Genomic DNA, 15,270 nt, shown 5'->3' on the forward strand with positions numbered 1-15,270 from the left:
GAAAAATATCATTGTTATACAATTTGAAATAAAAAACGTGGAAATATATCTTCAATGCTTCTTTTGTAAAACAGCTAAAAAGAAACCATCTGTCTGAGTTGATGCTGGCGATAAAGTCAATCCATAACTCGAAAACATTGGCTGTATAGTTGAAGAACTAAAATGTCGCTGCCAAAGTGCACGCAGATCTATAGGAAAAAAGTTGGAATGTCGTTGGAGAAAACGGGAAATTTGCTCTTCATTCTCATCTATAAAAAGAGAACATGTAATATAAACTAAACGTCCATTTGACTTAAGATAAACCAATGCCTCATTCAAAATAGCAAATTGCTCTTCTTGGCGCTTTTTTACTTGTTCTGGCGTCAGACGCCATTTCGCATCTGGGCGACGGCGCCATGTTCCTGTTCCACTACATGGAGCATCTAATAAAACTATATCCATCTGACCTACTAATGGCTTTAATTCTTCTACATGCACCCGTGATTGTACATTATGGATACCAGCTCGGCGAAGACGACTAAAAATAGGAGCCAAGCGGACTTTATTTGAATCATAAGCATAAATTTGCCCCCGATTATTCATATTGGCAGCCAAAGCTAATGTTTTTCCACCAGCTCCTGCACAATAATCTAATAACTGTATACCTGCTTTTGTTTCTGTAAGATGAGCAACAATTTGAGATCCCAAATCCTGTACTTCAAAGTGCCCTTTTTGGAAGGCAGGTTCAGCTTGCACATTAGGATGACGTCCAAATTTTTCAATTGGTGCAATTCTTAAAGCTTGCCGAAACCATGAAAAAGATTGAACTTTTATTTTTGCTAATTCTTTGAGCACTTTCTCTGGTGTTGCTTTTAAGCTGTTCACTCGTAAATCTAACGGAGGACGTGTTGCTAAAGCAGCAGCTTCAGTTACCCAATTGTCGGCAAATAAGGGTTGAAGATGAGCTTGACACCATTGGGGAATATCACCACGAATATAGTCTGGTGCATCAACCAGCTGACGTTTTTGCCATGAATGACGCTGTTTAAGCGCTAATAATTGTGGTGCAAACCGATCTCCTTCTAAAGTGCTATCAACCTGTTCAATGGTCATTGCTCCGGTATCTAACAAAGCTCCAAAAGCTATGTTTCGAATATCATCACTATCCATACGCCATTGTAATGAATAACGTCGTCTTAAAACATCATAAACAATTGTACCAACTGCTGCACGATCACTCACTCCAGCAAAACGGTGAGAAAGCCCCCAATCTTTCAGAGCTTCACTTGCAGGACGGTGCCGCATCTCTATCTCTTTTAGAACATCTATTGCTGCTTGCAAACGCCCACCTAATCGCAATTCATTCTCCTATGCAAATGCTATCAATAAATAATTAAATTAAAAACTTTAAATGATCTTCTTCATTTTCAGTGATAATCTTAAAATAACCCCCAAATTTATTATTGAAAACCGAATATTTCTCACTGTAGGCTAGAATTTTATTCTGAAGAAAGATAGAATTATTATTTCTATAACTTGTAGATATTAACGAAAATTATAAACCTCTTCTATAAGCAATAACATTGGGACATAATATAATGACAAAACCGATACTCGCTCTTATTGATTCTTCAATTTATGCAAAACATGTATGTGACCTAGCGTTATGGGCTGCTAAATCTATGCAAACAACAATTCGGTTGTTGCACGTCTTGGACAAATCGGAAAAAGAAATTAGCTTACCAGATACACAACAAGCCGACAATAACACACTAAATCCATCTGACTTAAAACAACAAGATACCACTCTTGCTAAAGCACTCTTTGCACAAAAAGTTGGACAAACAGCTTTGGAAGAAGCGAAAGATTATCTCAATTCTCAGAGTCATATTGAAATTGAAACACGCTTACGTCATGACAGTCTTATTGATGCATTGAATACTTATAATACTCAATCTTCCCTTATCGTTATGGGAAAACGTGGTGAACAAACAGCATCTGATAAAAAACGATTAGGGCTCAATTTTGAAAACGTTGTACGCTCTTCTGAGCTTCCAATTCTCGTTGCTTCACGTCATTTTCGCCCAATTCAAAGAGTTCTCATAGCTTTTGACGGTGGCCCTTTGATCATGAAAGCTATTGATTTTATTTGTACACGAAAATTTTTTAATAACCTAACCTTTGTATTAGGTATGGCAGAATTGCAAACACAAGCTGTGCAAGACAGTTTCAACGAAACATTAGAGCGATTACAAGCTGCTAAAATTAAAGTTGAACCACTCAAAACAGAAGACAGTCTTGAACAAATGATTCTTCAGAACATTCAGACACTTCATCTTGATATGCTCGTTATGGGAGCTTTTCACCACTCTAAAATGTATAATTTTTTATTTGGCTCTAAAACTCAGAATATTATCCATAAAGCGCCTATTCCAGTTATGATTGCACGAGAATTATAAAGCTCTCTTCATCTTGGAAAATAAAAATAAACACTAAATGACTTAACCAATAGTTTTGAAGACTAAACGGTTAACATTATAAAAAACGCTGTTTGCTTAGGAAAGCTCTTGCCCCACTATATTTATCTCATTTCAAACAAAGCATAGATGAACTTTTTCAAAAATTCTCGGAACTACTATTTGATATGACCGTTCCTCTATACTGGCATATGCCAGATAGTTAAAAAGGAGAAAATTAATGAATACCCATAATAATGAGAAAATAGCTGCATCTAAAAGCAACCAGAATACAATGTCCTCACATAATAGAAAGAAATCCGTCCAAAGTAATCAGGCTAGCGATCGCAACTGTGCATTAAAAGCAGGACGGAAAAATATGAAAAGCTAATCTTTTCATTTTAAGATAACTGCTAGAAGGAATTGGAATAATAACACCCAATTCCTTCTTTTGGTAAATTTGGAATTGCAATACACAAGACTGCGCACAAATGATAGATATCATATCATTTTTCCAAAAGAACTTGTGGTATTGATATAAAAATAACGCCAAGCTTAGTTGTCTAAACAGGACCACGATAATTTGGGCTTTCCCGTGTAATAGAAACATCGTGTGTATGACTTTCATAAAGGCCAGCATTCGTAATACGAACAAATGTTGCTTTTTTACGAAATTCAACTAAATCTTGTGCTCCAACATAGCCCATTGAAGCACGTAATCCACCAGCCAGCTGGTGTAGAACTGATGCTATAGGGCCTTTATAAGCAACTTGCCCCTCAACACCTTCAGGCACCAGTTTAAGTTCATCCTGAACCTCAGCTTGAAAATAACGATCTGCCGATCCTCTCGCCATAGCAGCGACAGACCCCATACCCCGATAAGCTTTAAAAGAACGACCCTGATAAAGATAAACTTCTCCAGGACTTTCATCTGTACCAGCTAAAAGAGAGCCAATCATAGCAGCACAAGCTCCACCTGCCAAAGCTTTAGCAAAATCACCTGAAGTTTTGATACCACCATCAGCAATAATGGGAATCCCTGCTTTATCAGCAACTTCTACAGCATCCATAATAGCTGAAAGCTGAGGTACACCAACGCCCGAAACAATCCGCGTTGTACAAATAGAGCCAGGCCCAATACCAACTTTTACCGCATCTGCACCACTATCAATTAAAGCTTGTGTTGCTTGCGCAGTCGCTACATTACCAGCCATAATAGTTGTAGAAAGTGCCATTTTTTTAATACGTTCAATCGTTTCTAACACACGCTGAGAATGCCCATGAGCTGTATCAATCACCAATACATCAACGCCTGCATCAACTAATCGTTCAGCTCGTTCAATTCCATTATCCCCTACACCACTGGCAGCTGCAACACGTAAACGACCTTGAGAATCTTTAGTAGCATTCGGATGTAACCGTGCTTTTTCAATATCTTTGACTGTCACTAAACCAACACAGCGATTTTGCTCGTCTACAACCAATAATTTTTCAATACGATGATAATGTAAAAGACATTTTGCTTCATCCAGTTGAACATTTTCACGTACTGTGATTAAATTTTCATGCGTCATTAATTCACGGATTTTTTGTTTTGGATCTGATGCAAAGCGCACATCCCTATTGGTTAAAATACCAACCAGCTTACCAGAAATTCCACCCTTAGCTCCATTTTCAACAACAGGAATACCTGAAATACCATGAGAGCGCATTAAATTCTTTGCCTCTTCCAGTGTCGCATCTGGCCCAATTGTTACCGGATTAACAACCATACCAGATTCAAATTTTTTCACTTGACGGACTTCTTCAGCTTGCTCTGTAGGGGACATGTTGCGATGAATAACACCAAGACCCCCAGCTTGAGCCATAGCAATTGCTAAACGCGATTCTGTCACCGTATCCATTGCGGCAGAAAGTAAGGGTAAATTCAATTCAATATCAGCTGCAATACGTGTTTTAAGATCCACCTGGCTAGGCATAACAAGCGAATGGCCAGGTTGCAGAAGTACATCATCAAAGGTAAGCGCCAATACACCTGTTTTGGTTTCAACAATTTTTGTCATAGCCAAATTCCTTTAATAATAAAACACTGGCAAATAAATATAAAATGCAGCTGTAGTTTTTGTGCACTGTGAATTTGGCAATCAATTATGCCATGTTACAAACAAAATGAAAAGAAAAATAAATATTTTTTCTAGTATATTCTTGTATAAGCTATAATTGTGATTCAATTGGCAACCAACTCATTATCTTTGCAAATGCGCGACGCCTAAAACTGCTTTCTGGTTCATAATCAATACTATATTGTTTTTCATTTTCAATAAAATCCCAATAAATACGATCATTATCCCCAAGACGTAAACAATAACTCATTTCACCTGTTGTTTCCTCTAAAAAAAGCAAATCCAACATAGCTGTAATTGGTGCACATTCAAAAAGAATGCCCATTTCTGTATTCAATGAAGCTGATCGAGGATCAAAATTTAAAGATCCAATAAAAGCAGTTTTATGGTCAATTAAAAAAGCTTTTGTATGTAAACTTGCTTTACTTGATCTAAACAACCACAATCGGTGGGGACCTCCATCCGGTTTTAATTCATAAAGTTTAACACCACTTTTCAATAAAACCTTACGATAAGGTGCATAACCACTATGCACCACCACCACATCAGTCGCCGCTAAAGAATTAGTAAGAATTCTAACATCAACACCTTTTGACACCAAACTGCTCAAATGCTGTGTACCCGCTTTACCAGGAACAAAATAAGGTGATGTAATTTGGACTGTTTTTTTTGCACCTTCAATAACCTGTGAGAGCACCTCCATCAGCCAATTGCCTACTTTTTTGCCTAATGCTTTTTCTGGAGGATCAGAAAGAACTTCAACTTTATCTGCTAGAAATAATCGCTTTCTCGTTTGGATAAAACATTCAAAACTGATATATTTGTTGACATAATCTAAATAAACTTTTGCGACTTTGGAATGACGAAATTTTTGCAATTTATCTTTCCAATCATCAAGGTTATTTGTACTTTTTGGAACGACTAAAGCATGAATTGGTAAAACTACAGAACTATTCCAAAAATCATCAAAGATAGTTTCTACTTTTTTTACCGATGGACCAATTAACATCAGGTCTAGATCTCGGAAACTTGCCTCCTTACCTGCATCAAAATAAGAATCTGCAATATTGCGTCCTCCTACAAAAGCTACCCGTCCATCTACAATAAAAGCTTTATTATGCATTCTGCGTGTTACAACAAGTGCCCGCAATATAATCTCTAGACCGCGACGTAAACCACCACTGCGTGCTCGCCCTGGATTAAACATTCTAACTTCAATATAAGGATGTTTATTAAGCGCAATATAAGCTGGATCACGACCCTGAGCATTAATATCATCCAAAAGAAGACGCACACGCACACCACGATCAGCCGCTTCTACCACTTCGCTAAGTAACAAACGCCCTGTTAAATCATCGTCCCAAATATAATACATCAGATCAAGACTGCGCTCAGCCTGTGCCGCTGCCATTGTACGGACACAAAACGCATCTAAATTGCTAGTAATGAGTGAAAGAGCATCCTTGTCGACCCCTAATCCATTCGTCTCTTTTGCTAATCGACTCACTATACGATCAAGTTTGGTCGCATCTTTCTCAACATTAAACGCATAAGAATACTCTTTTATCGCACTTTTGGTAAAACAGCCATAAGCGTAAATTGCCAACATAAATGCTGTAGTAAAAAAGATAATAGATCCGATAATAATATTTAACAGAATCAAAGTGATACACTTTCTACTTTAAAAGCTATTGCACACTCATAAATACGTACTCTAACACTAAAATCAACGTTCTTATCATTCAATTAATACAATAAAGTAGAATCTTTATTATTTACTTGAAAAAATATAACCTAACTTACCCCATCAGTGATTCTAAAATTCTGCGTCCGATGCGCGAGAGCATGAAATGTCTGTTTATTATTGTAAATGCAGTCTTAACTTTAATACCACAAGCCTTAAGCAATAAAGCTAATGAGAATACCCTCAAATAAAATTTCATATTTATTAAGTTAAAACAAAAACATTGATTGAAAAACCACTTCAAATTTAGTCAGTTATATCGTAAACGGTACTTTAGAAAAGACAGAAATCTTCATATTATTACTATTAAAAGCAGTAATTCTTATGAATGGAAATCTATTATAGATTTTCCTTCTATTTTTGACTGTTTGTCACCCTCGTATTCTTCTATTTTACGATAAAGTGTAGAACGCCCTATACAAAGACGGCGAGAAACCTCACTCATACGTCTCTTATAATGTTTAACTGCCTTTTCAATAATATCGCGCTCCATATCCGCAAAGGTACGGACATGTCCTTCAGAATTTAAAAATTGTATAGACTTTTTTTCAGAATGCTCTTGAACATGATTATACATAATACTTGGAACACCAAGTAATGAACTTCCCATTAATTGTGGAAAATCGCGAACAGTTAACAAAGGTCCTTCACTGAGTAAAACTGCGCGAAATAATAAATTTTCAAGTTCACTATGGTTACCAGGCCAATCATATTGCATAAGTAATGAAATAGCTGACCCCGACAAACCATGTATATGTGATCGTCCTGTTTCAGTGATGATATGATCAATCAAGCGCTGAGAAATTTCTGGAAGATCATCTCTCAATTCTCGCAAAGTGGGAACATTGATACATAATTGGGAAAACTGTTCAAATAAACCATGAAAAAAAACATCATCTTTAACTAGATCCTCAAGTTGTGATGTTGATATGGCAATAATGCGAAAAGGAGGCTGTTCATTCTTTATAGCCTCTTCTCTCTCTTTAAGATAATGTGCAAAACGTTTTTGTTGTATGGGCTCGAGTCGATCAATATCACAAAGACAAAGAGTTCCCTTTTCAAGAGAAGAAACTAGTGGTAAAAATTCTTTAAACCATATGTGTTTTTCTTGCTCTGGATCAACAACAGGTGAACATTGGAAACGAACAAAAGGCCCTTTTGAAAATAAGCTTTCACAGTGAATAATGCGTGCTAACGTTTCACGACCAGTTCCTATTTCACCTTTTATCAAAAGATTCTGTGGGGAAATAGCTGCACTTTTCGATTGTTCTAAAATCGCTTGCATGACACTGCTTTTTGTATAGAGATCAGAAAATCGTAAATAATTTTTATTTCGTCGTTGGATATAATAAACTTCACGTTCTAACGCAGAAGTACGTGAAAGATTATTCAATGTAATTCTCAATCGTAGTGGTGTAACCGGATAAATCCAATAATCAATAGCTCCAGCTCTTAAAGCTTTTTGAAGTGATTCTTGATTATCTTGCTTTGCTATAACAATAACAGGAACAGAGACTCCAGCAGCTCTAATTGTCGTAATCAAATCACTTATACTTAAATCACTCATAACAACATCAAGCAATGCAAGCATGACATTTTTACGTCTATGTAAAAGATCAATCGTACGTAAGCTATTTTCTGCTTCAATGACACGATAACCAAGATCTCGGAGCATAGTAGAAAACTCTATACGCTTTCCGTGGTCTTCACTCGCAACAAGAATAGGGCCAACCATAATTTAATAATCTCCTTTGAGACTACTAAACAATATTAATATTGAGAATTATGTAAATCATAAAAAATATTTTACCTTTTGTATCGCGCGTGTTAAATTTATTATTTCAATAATTAACAACATTAAGATATTTTTTCCAATTTTTTGCTTTTTCATTATTTTTCAGCAAAAACCTCAATATTAATTAATAAAGTAACTTAATAATAATAATCTTAAGTTTATTATAAACAATTGAAAAGCAACATAAAATAAATAGAGTGAAACAAATGCAACATATCTGCCGCATTTTATGGCTTACAATTACTGTTTTGGCTATAGGAGCCTGTAGCCTTCCACACCATTATGGGCAACACCCAACTGTAGAAAATATACCAACTGGAATTGATGGTGAATGGATTGATAAAAACGGTATTATTTCTTCTTTCCGCAATGGCACTTTTGAAACACGAGCAGCAGACACAAAAGAAAAATTATCAGAAGGCACTTACAATTACGTCAATGCCCAACATGTAGAAATTGAAATACGCTCAATTCTCCGTGGAACTATATCTAGGGCTGATTGTAGATTATCAAATGACACAATGCAGCTTTTCTGCACATCAAGTACTGGATCACAATTTTTTCTCAACCGTCAAATTTAAATGAAAGTCAAAATTTTATTTAAATTTACAAAACAAACTCATAAGAAATTGTAATTCCTCTTCCTAATAGAGCTTTAGAATTAATGTAAACATTAACACGTTATTTCGCTGATAAACTTGCTGTACAACCTTAAGATATGTAAACAATAGTCCTTTGACAACGATATCTTAACAGAAGTAATTTTATATTTAAAATTGCTTCTGTTATTATTGAATTCACCTTAATTTGCACATTAAAATCTTACCTGATATCGGCACCTATTAACTCAAACAGCACCAATACGCAAAAGATCATGAAAATGAACAATCCCTACGGGTTTTTTATCTTCAATGACAAAAAAAGCACCAATCTGATGATCATTAATAAAAGCTGTCGCAGCACCAACGAGTGTATCTGGGTTTACAATTTTAGGATCCTTTGTCATTACCTCATCAACATTGAATTTTGATAAATCACAGTGAATATTACGCGCAAGATCGCCATCTGTTACAATTCCAATTAACTCACCTTTTTGGTTTATAACACCAACACAACCAAAATGTTTTTCAACCAAAATATTTACAGCTTCAGTCATAGGTGCACCCTGTATAATCAAAGGAAGACTATCACCTTGATGCATAATATCGCGTACATATTTAAAGTTTGCACCAAGCGAACCACCAGGATGATAAATTTTAAAATCTGTTGCGCTAAAGTCATGCCTTTCTAAAAGAGCAACAGCTAATGCATCACCCATTGCCAGTTGCATAACTGTGGAAGTTGTCGGAGCAAGTCCATGAGGACAAGCCTCTTCTACCTTTGGTAATAATAATACAATATCAGCTTTTCGCCCTAATACAGAGTGCTCGCCAGATGTCATTGCAATAAGTGGGATACGAAAACGCGCAGCATGGTTTATAATGCCGCTTAATTCCATAGTTTCACCTGACCATGACAAAGCAAGAATAACATCATCAGAACTAATCATACCAAGGTCACCATGATTAGCCTCTGCTGCGTGCACAAAAAAGGCAGGCGTCCCCGTTGAGGCTAAAGTCGCAGCAATTTTTGTTCCTATATGACCACTCTTACCAAGACCAGTAATCACCACATGACCCTGGGCATTACTAATGGTTTGAACAGCTTTTTTAAAAGAATCTGAAAGATAGCTTGAAAGAGCTTTCTCAAGAGCTTCAAGCCCTTGTTTTTCGCGAGAAATAGTTTTAAGTGCCGATGTAATTGCACCTTGTAAAGCCAACATATTAGAAGACCCTATCATCATAACTAAGTTTGATAAATGAAATCAAAACAGAGATCTATATAATTTTTAAGCTTTTATCGTTTCAAGTAAGTTTTTCAATGAAACAGAAACATGCTGATGCATATCAGCACGCGCTAAAGCAAACGCAACATTGGCTTCAATAAAACCCGTTGTAGAGCCACAATCAAAAGTATACCCATCTAATTGGAAACCAAAAAAAGCTTGCTCATTTGAAAGCCGCACCATAGCATCTGTCAACTGAATTTCATTTTCTGCCCCTCGTTCTTGATTGGAAAGAATATCAAAAATTTCTGGTTGTAAAATATAACGTCCATTAATGTATAAATTAGATGGAGCCGTTTCTTTTTCTGGTTTCTCTACCATTTTTGTGATTTCAAAACCATTTGCAATTTGCTTACCCCTACCGACAATACCATATTTGTGAACGTCTTCAAGTTTACATTCTTGAACAGAAATAATATTTCCTCCACCCGTTTTTTCATAAAGGTAGATCATTTCAGAAAGGCAATTCTTTTTAGCCTGTATCAACATATCTGGTAATAATAAAGCAAAAGGTTCCTTGCCAACTAACTCACGTGCACACCAGAGAGCATGCCCAAGACCCAAAGATTGTTGCTGCCGAGTAAAAGAAGTCATGCCAGGTTGCGGCTGCAAATCTTGTAAATGCTTAAGTTCTTCTTTTTTGCCACGTTCAGTAAGTACTGTATATAATTCAACTTGCGCATCAAAATAATCTTCAATCACTGCTTTATTGCGTCCAGTAACAAAAATAAGATGCTCAATGCCCGCTTCACGTGCTTCATCTACAACATATTGAATAATAGGTTTATCAACAACAGTCAGCATTTCCTTAGGAACTGTTTTCGTTGCTGGAAGAAAACGAGTACCAAGGCCTGCTACGGGAAATACTGCCTTCCGGATTTTACGCACACTTATTCTCCTGATTATGAATATAGCGTTTACTATATAGCTTTCTGATTTAATGTATCACCGTGTTTTAACTAAAATGCTAAAAAGATGCTTCACTGTTTTGGTTGGATTATCATAAAAATTAGTTATAATAAAAGACACGAATAGTTAAATATCAGCATACTTTTTCAAAGTTTTTCGATTTAGCTGGGTAGTATACTTTACAAACTAAATACAAAAAACGAACTTACTTCACACTAAAGTGTTCTAAAATCGGCAGTAATAAAAAGATGAAACCAATAACACTGAATCTATTTTCTTCTTCAAAGAAATTAATAAATCACAGAGCTTTTATCATTGGTGTAATCTCTACTCTTTTGGCTCTTTCAACGCCTTTTTTTTCATTTGCACACACTGAGCGTGATTTTAAAAGCTGGATTAACGAATTTAAAAAAATAGCTTTAGCCAACAATATCTCATCAACTACATTTGATATGGCTTTTAAAACTGTTGAAACAATTGACCCGGCAGTTTTACAAAAAGCGGCATATCAACCAGAATTTATTGATTCCCCATGGAACTATTTTGACAATCGTGTCCATAATATCGCCATTGTGGAAGGACAGCGCCACGCCCAAAAATGGGAACCATGGCTTTCCAAAATTGAAAAACGTTTCGGTGTTAACCGCAATATTCTCCTTGCTATTTGGTCTATAGAAAGTAGCTATGGAAAAGTTTTGCAAAACAAAAATGTGATGCATGACGTCATCCGTTCACTTGCAACTTTAGCTTACGCAGATCAAAAACGTAAAAAATATGCGCACACACAACTTATTGCTGCAATGAAAATTTTACAAAGCAGTGGCATTCATCGTTCTCAACTCATTGGATCTTGGGCCGGTGCATTAGGGCACACCCAATTTATCCCAACGAGTTATCTTGCCTATGGTGTTGACATGGACGGAGATGGACGCTGTAATATTTGGACATCAATTCCAGATGCACTTGCTACCGCTGCTAATCTTCTTCACATGAATGGGTGGCAATCTGACCTCCCTTGGGGTGTTGAAGTTAAACTGCCACATCGAAAAAAACTCCCTGAAGATTGGCTTTCCTTTGAACAATGGGCAAAGCTAGGTGTTCGCCATGCCCACGGGCAACCTTTTCCTTCTTCTTCTCAACTTGCAATATTGAAATTTCCCGATGGGCCAGAGGGACCTATATTTTTGGTAACAAAAAATTTCTTTGTTATTAAACGTTACAATAATGCAGATCGTTATGCTTTTGCCGTTGCTCTCCTTGCTAATCGTATCGCTGGACACCCTGGATTAGTGCAAGATTGGAACCGACCATTCAAACCTATTACTTTCCAAGAACGTTTAGAGCTGCAATCTCGCTTAGCTGCACTTGGAGATTATAAAGGAGAAATTGACGGTAAAATTGGTACAGCTTCCAAACAAGCCATTAAATCTTTTCAACTGCGCCATGGCTTAGAAGCTAATGGATACCCAAGTTATCAAGTTCTCTCTCTTCTCAGAAAACAATGATCTAGAATAGACAGTCATACCATTTCTACTCAATATATTTGATTTACTTTCTTTTTTTGACGTTTGCTTTTACAATGACAAAGCTCATTTCAACTAAAATGTAAAACTTTTTTGAATTGTGTATGCATGTAGAAAACAAATACAGTCACCATAAAATTGTAATGCCTACTTCCAGCTTCATTTCGATTGATTATTATTCTTGGAAAAATCATATTTTTAATTCATTGAAAAAATAAGCCAGGCATATTTTATGGTGATAAGTGTGAAGTAAAATCAATCACGATATCCAATAGTATTCTTAGCAATTATTTAGCCAAAATGAATAAACTTCTATGAGTAAAGAACTATCAAAATTGATAAAAACTTTCATAATCCTAGAAAATTATGAACATGGATAGAGACTAACCTGCCCTTGAACGACGAAAAACAAATTTTTACGTATTCTATATGAAAATTCTAGAAGTATAGGGAGAATATTTTGTCTATATTTGAAACGATTTTATTAACAAACAAAGCCTTTTATTCAAGCTATAAGAAAAAGCTAAATTTACAATCTTGAGTACAAATTACCCACAATTTCTTTATGAGGTGGTACAAAATAGCTATTTACTCAACAAAATAAATTAGAACCTCATAAAATACAAATTACGTAAATAGCTACTAAGTAAGTTAAGCTGACAATTTTCCCTATAAACTCGTTAAAAATATCAACTCTAATTTTTCATTATACTGTCATAAATACATTTAAAATTGCACATAACCTAAACACCTAAAATATAAAAAATCGGTATGGACTATCTCGTATTATGTATGATTTACAGCCCTCGTTTTTTGATCATCGCTTCTGGTGAAGGTAACCTTCCCCGAAAAGCTTTATAAAGCTCTTCTGGATCACAACTACCTCCAGAAGAATAAATAAAACGCTTCAATTGGCTAGCAAGTTCTGGGTTAAAAACATCACCAGTTTCCTCAAAAGCTTGAAATGCATCAGCATCAAGTACTTCTGACCACATATAAGAATAATAACCAGCAGCATAACTATCACCTGAAAACACATGTGTAAAATGTGGAGGACGATGGCGCATAATAATTGTGTCAAGCATTTCTAACTTTTCTAATTCCTTATATTCAAACAATATTGGATCAGAAACTATTACTCCTTTATGAAAAGCAATATCTATTAAAGCCGATGAAATATACTCAACAGCACAAAAGCCAGCATTAAATGTCTGTGCTGACATAATCTTATCCAGCAAAGTTTGTGGCATGGGAATACCTGTTTTTGCATGCGTAGCATAAGATTTTAGCACCTCTGACACAGTCAACCAATGCTCATAAAGTTGAGAAGGAAGTTCAACAAAATCACGCGAAACCGATGTTCCTGCCACGGATGGCCATGTTACATCAGAAAGCAAACCATGTAACGCGTGTCCAAATTCATGGAAAAGTGTACGCGCATCATCTAGCGACAAAAGAGCAGCATCCCCTTTAGGAGGCTTTGCAAAATTGCAGATATTATAAATAATCGGTTTTTGTCCACCATTCAATTTATGCTGCGACTGCAGTTGACTCATCCATGCGCCAGATCGTTTTGAAGAACGTGCGAAATAATCGCCAATAAAATGCCCAAGTAAACTACCATCAGAATGTTTAACTTCCCATAAACGCACATCAGGATGCCAAAGTGCAATAGCTGTTTTTTCTTCAAATGAAATTCCAAAGAGCTTCTTTGCCACTGCAAAAGCCGCTTCAATCATACGATCTAGTTGAAAATATTGTTTAACCTCAGATTCATTAAAAGAAAATTTTTCAGCACGTAATTTTTCAGCATAATAACGCCAATCCCAAGCTGCTAAAGGTTCATTGCTCCCTAGATTTTTTGCTAAATTTTGTAATTCAGTCTGTTCAGTAACAGCTCTAACTTTTGCTCGTTCCCATATAGGCATGAGCAAATTCATAACTGAATTAACACTCTTGGCCATGGTATTATCAAGTTTTAAATCTGCAAAAGATTCATATCCCAGCAATTTGGCTTTTTCATTCCGAAGCGTGATCATTTCTACAATAATCGCTCGATTATCATTATCATCATTATTTTCACCACGTTTAGACCAAGCTTGAAATGCTATCTCACGCAAATCACGGCGATTAGATAATTTTAAAAAAGGTTCAACAATCGAACGTGCTAATGTTAATGCATAAAATCCTTCACGACCTTTTTCGCAAGCAATTTCCTTCATTGAAGCAATAAGATCATCAGGTAAGCCAGATAAATCCGTTTGTTCTAAAAACAAAATCCATTCAGCTTCATCTTTCAATACATGTTGACCAAAAGTAGTGCCTAAAAGAGCCAGTTTTTCATTGATTTCGACAAGACGTTTCTTACCTTGTACATCAAGTTTTGCACCGTTACGAACAAACTTTTTCCACCATAATTCAATTACGCGCTTCGTTTCACTGTTATACATACCCCGTTGCGACTGTACATACAGTGTATCCATCTTTACAAATATCCTCGCATCCATCATAATTTTTGAAAAATAACGAGATAGTTGTACAGTAAATTCTTGCTCTAACTTCTGAATCAACACATTGCTATGCGCGCCTGAACGTAAGAAAAATATTGAACATATACGATCAAGTGCCTTGCCAGAAAGCTCAAAAGGCTGCAAAAAATTCTCAAGTGTTGGAGGCTCTTCCACAGATGCAATTGCCTCTATTTCTTCTTCGGCTTCTTTAAGAGCTTGTTCAAAAGCGGGTTTAAAATCATCGTCACTTATTGAGGCAAAATCGGGAAGTCCTGAAAATCCGTTCCAATCTAAAACTGCTGTTTTTGTCATAATATCTATGCCTCCACTATATGCTTTAAAACAA

At 36.0% G+C, this 15,270-nt stretch carries 10 protein-coding genes; 3 read left to right on the forward strand and 7 right to left on the reverse strand.

The window, feature by feature from the left end:
* Nucleotides 1-51 precede the first annotated feature (51 nt).
* On the reverse strand, nt 52-1,338 hold the full coding sequence (locus GGR10_RS02230) for an RsmB/NOP family class I SAM-dependent RNA methyltransferase (RefSeq protein ID WP_182479703.1): 1,287 nt from the start codon (nt 1,336-1,338) through the stop codon (nt 52-54).
* Between the two features lie 239 nt (nt 1,339-1,577).
* Between GGR10_RS02230 and GGR10_RS02235 the strand changes: the two genes are divergently transcribed.
* On the forward strand, nt 1,578-2,438 hold the full coding sequence (locus GGR10_RS02235) for a universal stress protein (RefSeq protein ID WP_182479704.1): 861 nt from the start codon (nt 1,578-1,580) through the stop codon (nt 2,436-2,438).
* A 560-nt stretch (nt 2,439-2,998) separates the two neighbouring features.
* Here the strand turns inward: GGR10_RS02235 and guaB are convergent.
* From guaB to GGR10_RS02250, 3 genes are all read right to left on the reverse strand, one after another.
* Complete coding sequence (gene guaB / locus GGR10_RS02240; RefSeq protein ID WP_078662964.1) at nt 2,999-4,498, reverse strand: IMP dehydrogenase; 1,500 nt, start codon at nt 4,496-4,498, stop codon at nt 2,999-3,001.
* Between the two features lie 151 nt (nt 4,499-4,649).
* Nucleotides 4,650-6,221, reverse strand: coding sequence for a phospholipase D family protein (locus tag GGR10_RS02245; RefSeq protein ID WP_182479705.1), 1,572 nt, complete (start codon nt 6,219-6,221; stop codon nt 4,650-4,652).
* A gap of 403 nt (nt 6,222-6,624) precedes the next feature.
* Nucleotides 6,625-8,037, reverse strand: a complete 1,413-nt coding sequence (locus tag GGR10_RS02250; protein WP_182479706.1) for a sigma-54-dependent transcriptional regulator — start codon at nt 8,035-8,037, stop codon at nt 6,625-6,627.
* A gap of 266 nt (nt 8,038-8,303) precedes the next feature.
* Between GGR10_RS02250 and omp10 the strand changes: the two genes are divergently transcribed.
* Nucleotides 8,304-8,678, forward strand: coding sequence for an outer membrane lipoprotein Omp10 (omp10, locus tag GGR10_RS02255; RefSeq protein ID WP_182479707.1), 375 nt, complete (start codon nt 8,304-8,306; stop codon nt 8,676-8,678).
* A 266-nt stretch (nt 8,679-8,944) separates the two neighbouring features.
* Here the strand turns inward: omp10 and GGR10_RS02260 are convergent, their stop codons facing one another.
* A complete protein-coding gene (locus GGR10_RS02260) occupies nt 8,945-9,940 on the reverse strand; it encodes a KpsF/GutQ family sugar-phosphate isomerase (RefSeq protein WP_182479708.1) in 996 nt (331 codons plus the stop codon).
* Between the two features lie 45 nt (nt 9,941-9,985).
* A complete protein-coding gene (galU, locus tag GGR10_RS02265) occupies nt 9,986-10,870 on the reverse strand; it encodes a UTP--glucose-1-phosphate uridylyltransferase GalU (RefSeq protein ID WP_182479709.1) in 885 nt (294 codons plus the stop codon).
* Nucleotides 10,871-11,139: 269 nt separating this feature from the next.
* On the opposite strand from galU, the gene GGR10_RS02270 reads away from it, so the two are divergent.
* Nucleotides 11,140-12,396, forward strand: a complete 1,257-nt coding sequence (locus tag GGR10_RS02270; RefSeq protein WP_182479710.1) for a lytic murein transglycosylase — start codon at nt 11,140-11,142, stop codon at nt 12,394-12,396.
* Between the two features lie 815 nt (nt 12,397-13,211).
* On the opposite strand, the gene GGR10_RS02275 is transcribed toward GGR10_RS02270, so the two are convergent.
* A complete protein-coding gene (locus GGR10_RS02275) occupies nt 13,212-15,236 on the reverse strand; it encodes a M3 family metallopeptidase (RefSeq protein ID WP_182479711.1) in 2,025 nt (674 codons plus the stop codon).
* Between the last annotated feature and the right edge of the window lie 34 nt (nt 15,237-15,270).

The sequence above is a fragment of the Bartonella chomelii genome (genome assembly GCF_014138465.1).
Taxonomy (GTDB): Bacteria; Pseudomonadota; Alphaproteobacteria; order Rhizobiales; family Rhizobiaceae; genus Bartonella; species Bartonella schoenbuchensis.

Bases quoted from the DNA above. Each gene is read 5' to 3' on its own strand.
- GGR10_RS02235 (WP_182479704.1), top strand. From the start codon at position 1,578: ATGACAAAACCGATACTCGCTCTTATTGATTCTTCAATTTATGCAAAA.
- guaB (WP_078662964.1), bottom strand. From the start codon at position 4,498: ATGACAAAAATTGTTGAAACCAAAACAGGTGTATTGGCGCTTACCTTT.
- GGR10_RS02250 (WP_182479706.1), bottom strand. From the start codon at position 8,037: ATGGTTGGCCCTATTCTTGTTGCGAGTGAAGACCACGGAAAGCGTATA.
- omp10 (WP_182479707.1), top strand. From the start codon at position 8,304: ATGCAACATATCTGCCGCATTTTATGGCTTACAATTACTGTTTTGGCT.
- GGR10_RS02260 (WP_182479708.1), bottom strand. From the start codon at position 9,940: ATGATGATAGGGTCTTCTAATATGTTGGCTTTACAAGGTGCAATTACA.
- GGR10_RS02270 (WP_182479710.1), top strand. From the start codon at position 11,140: ATGAAACCAATAACACTGAATCTATTTTCTTCTTCAAAGAAATTAATA.
- GGR10_RS02275 (WP_182479711.1), bottom strand. From the start codon at position 15,236: ATGACAAAAACAGCAGTTTTAGATTGGAACGGATTTTCAGGACTTCCC.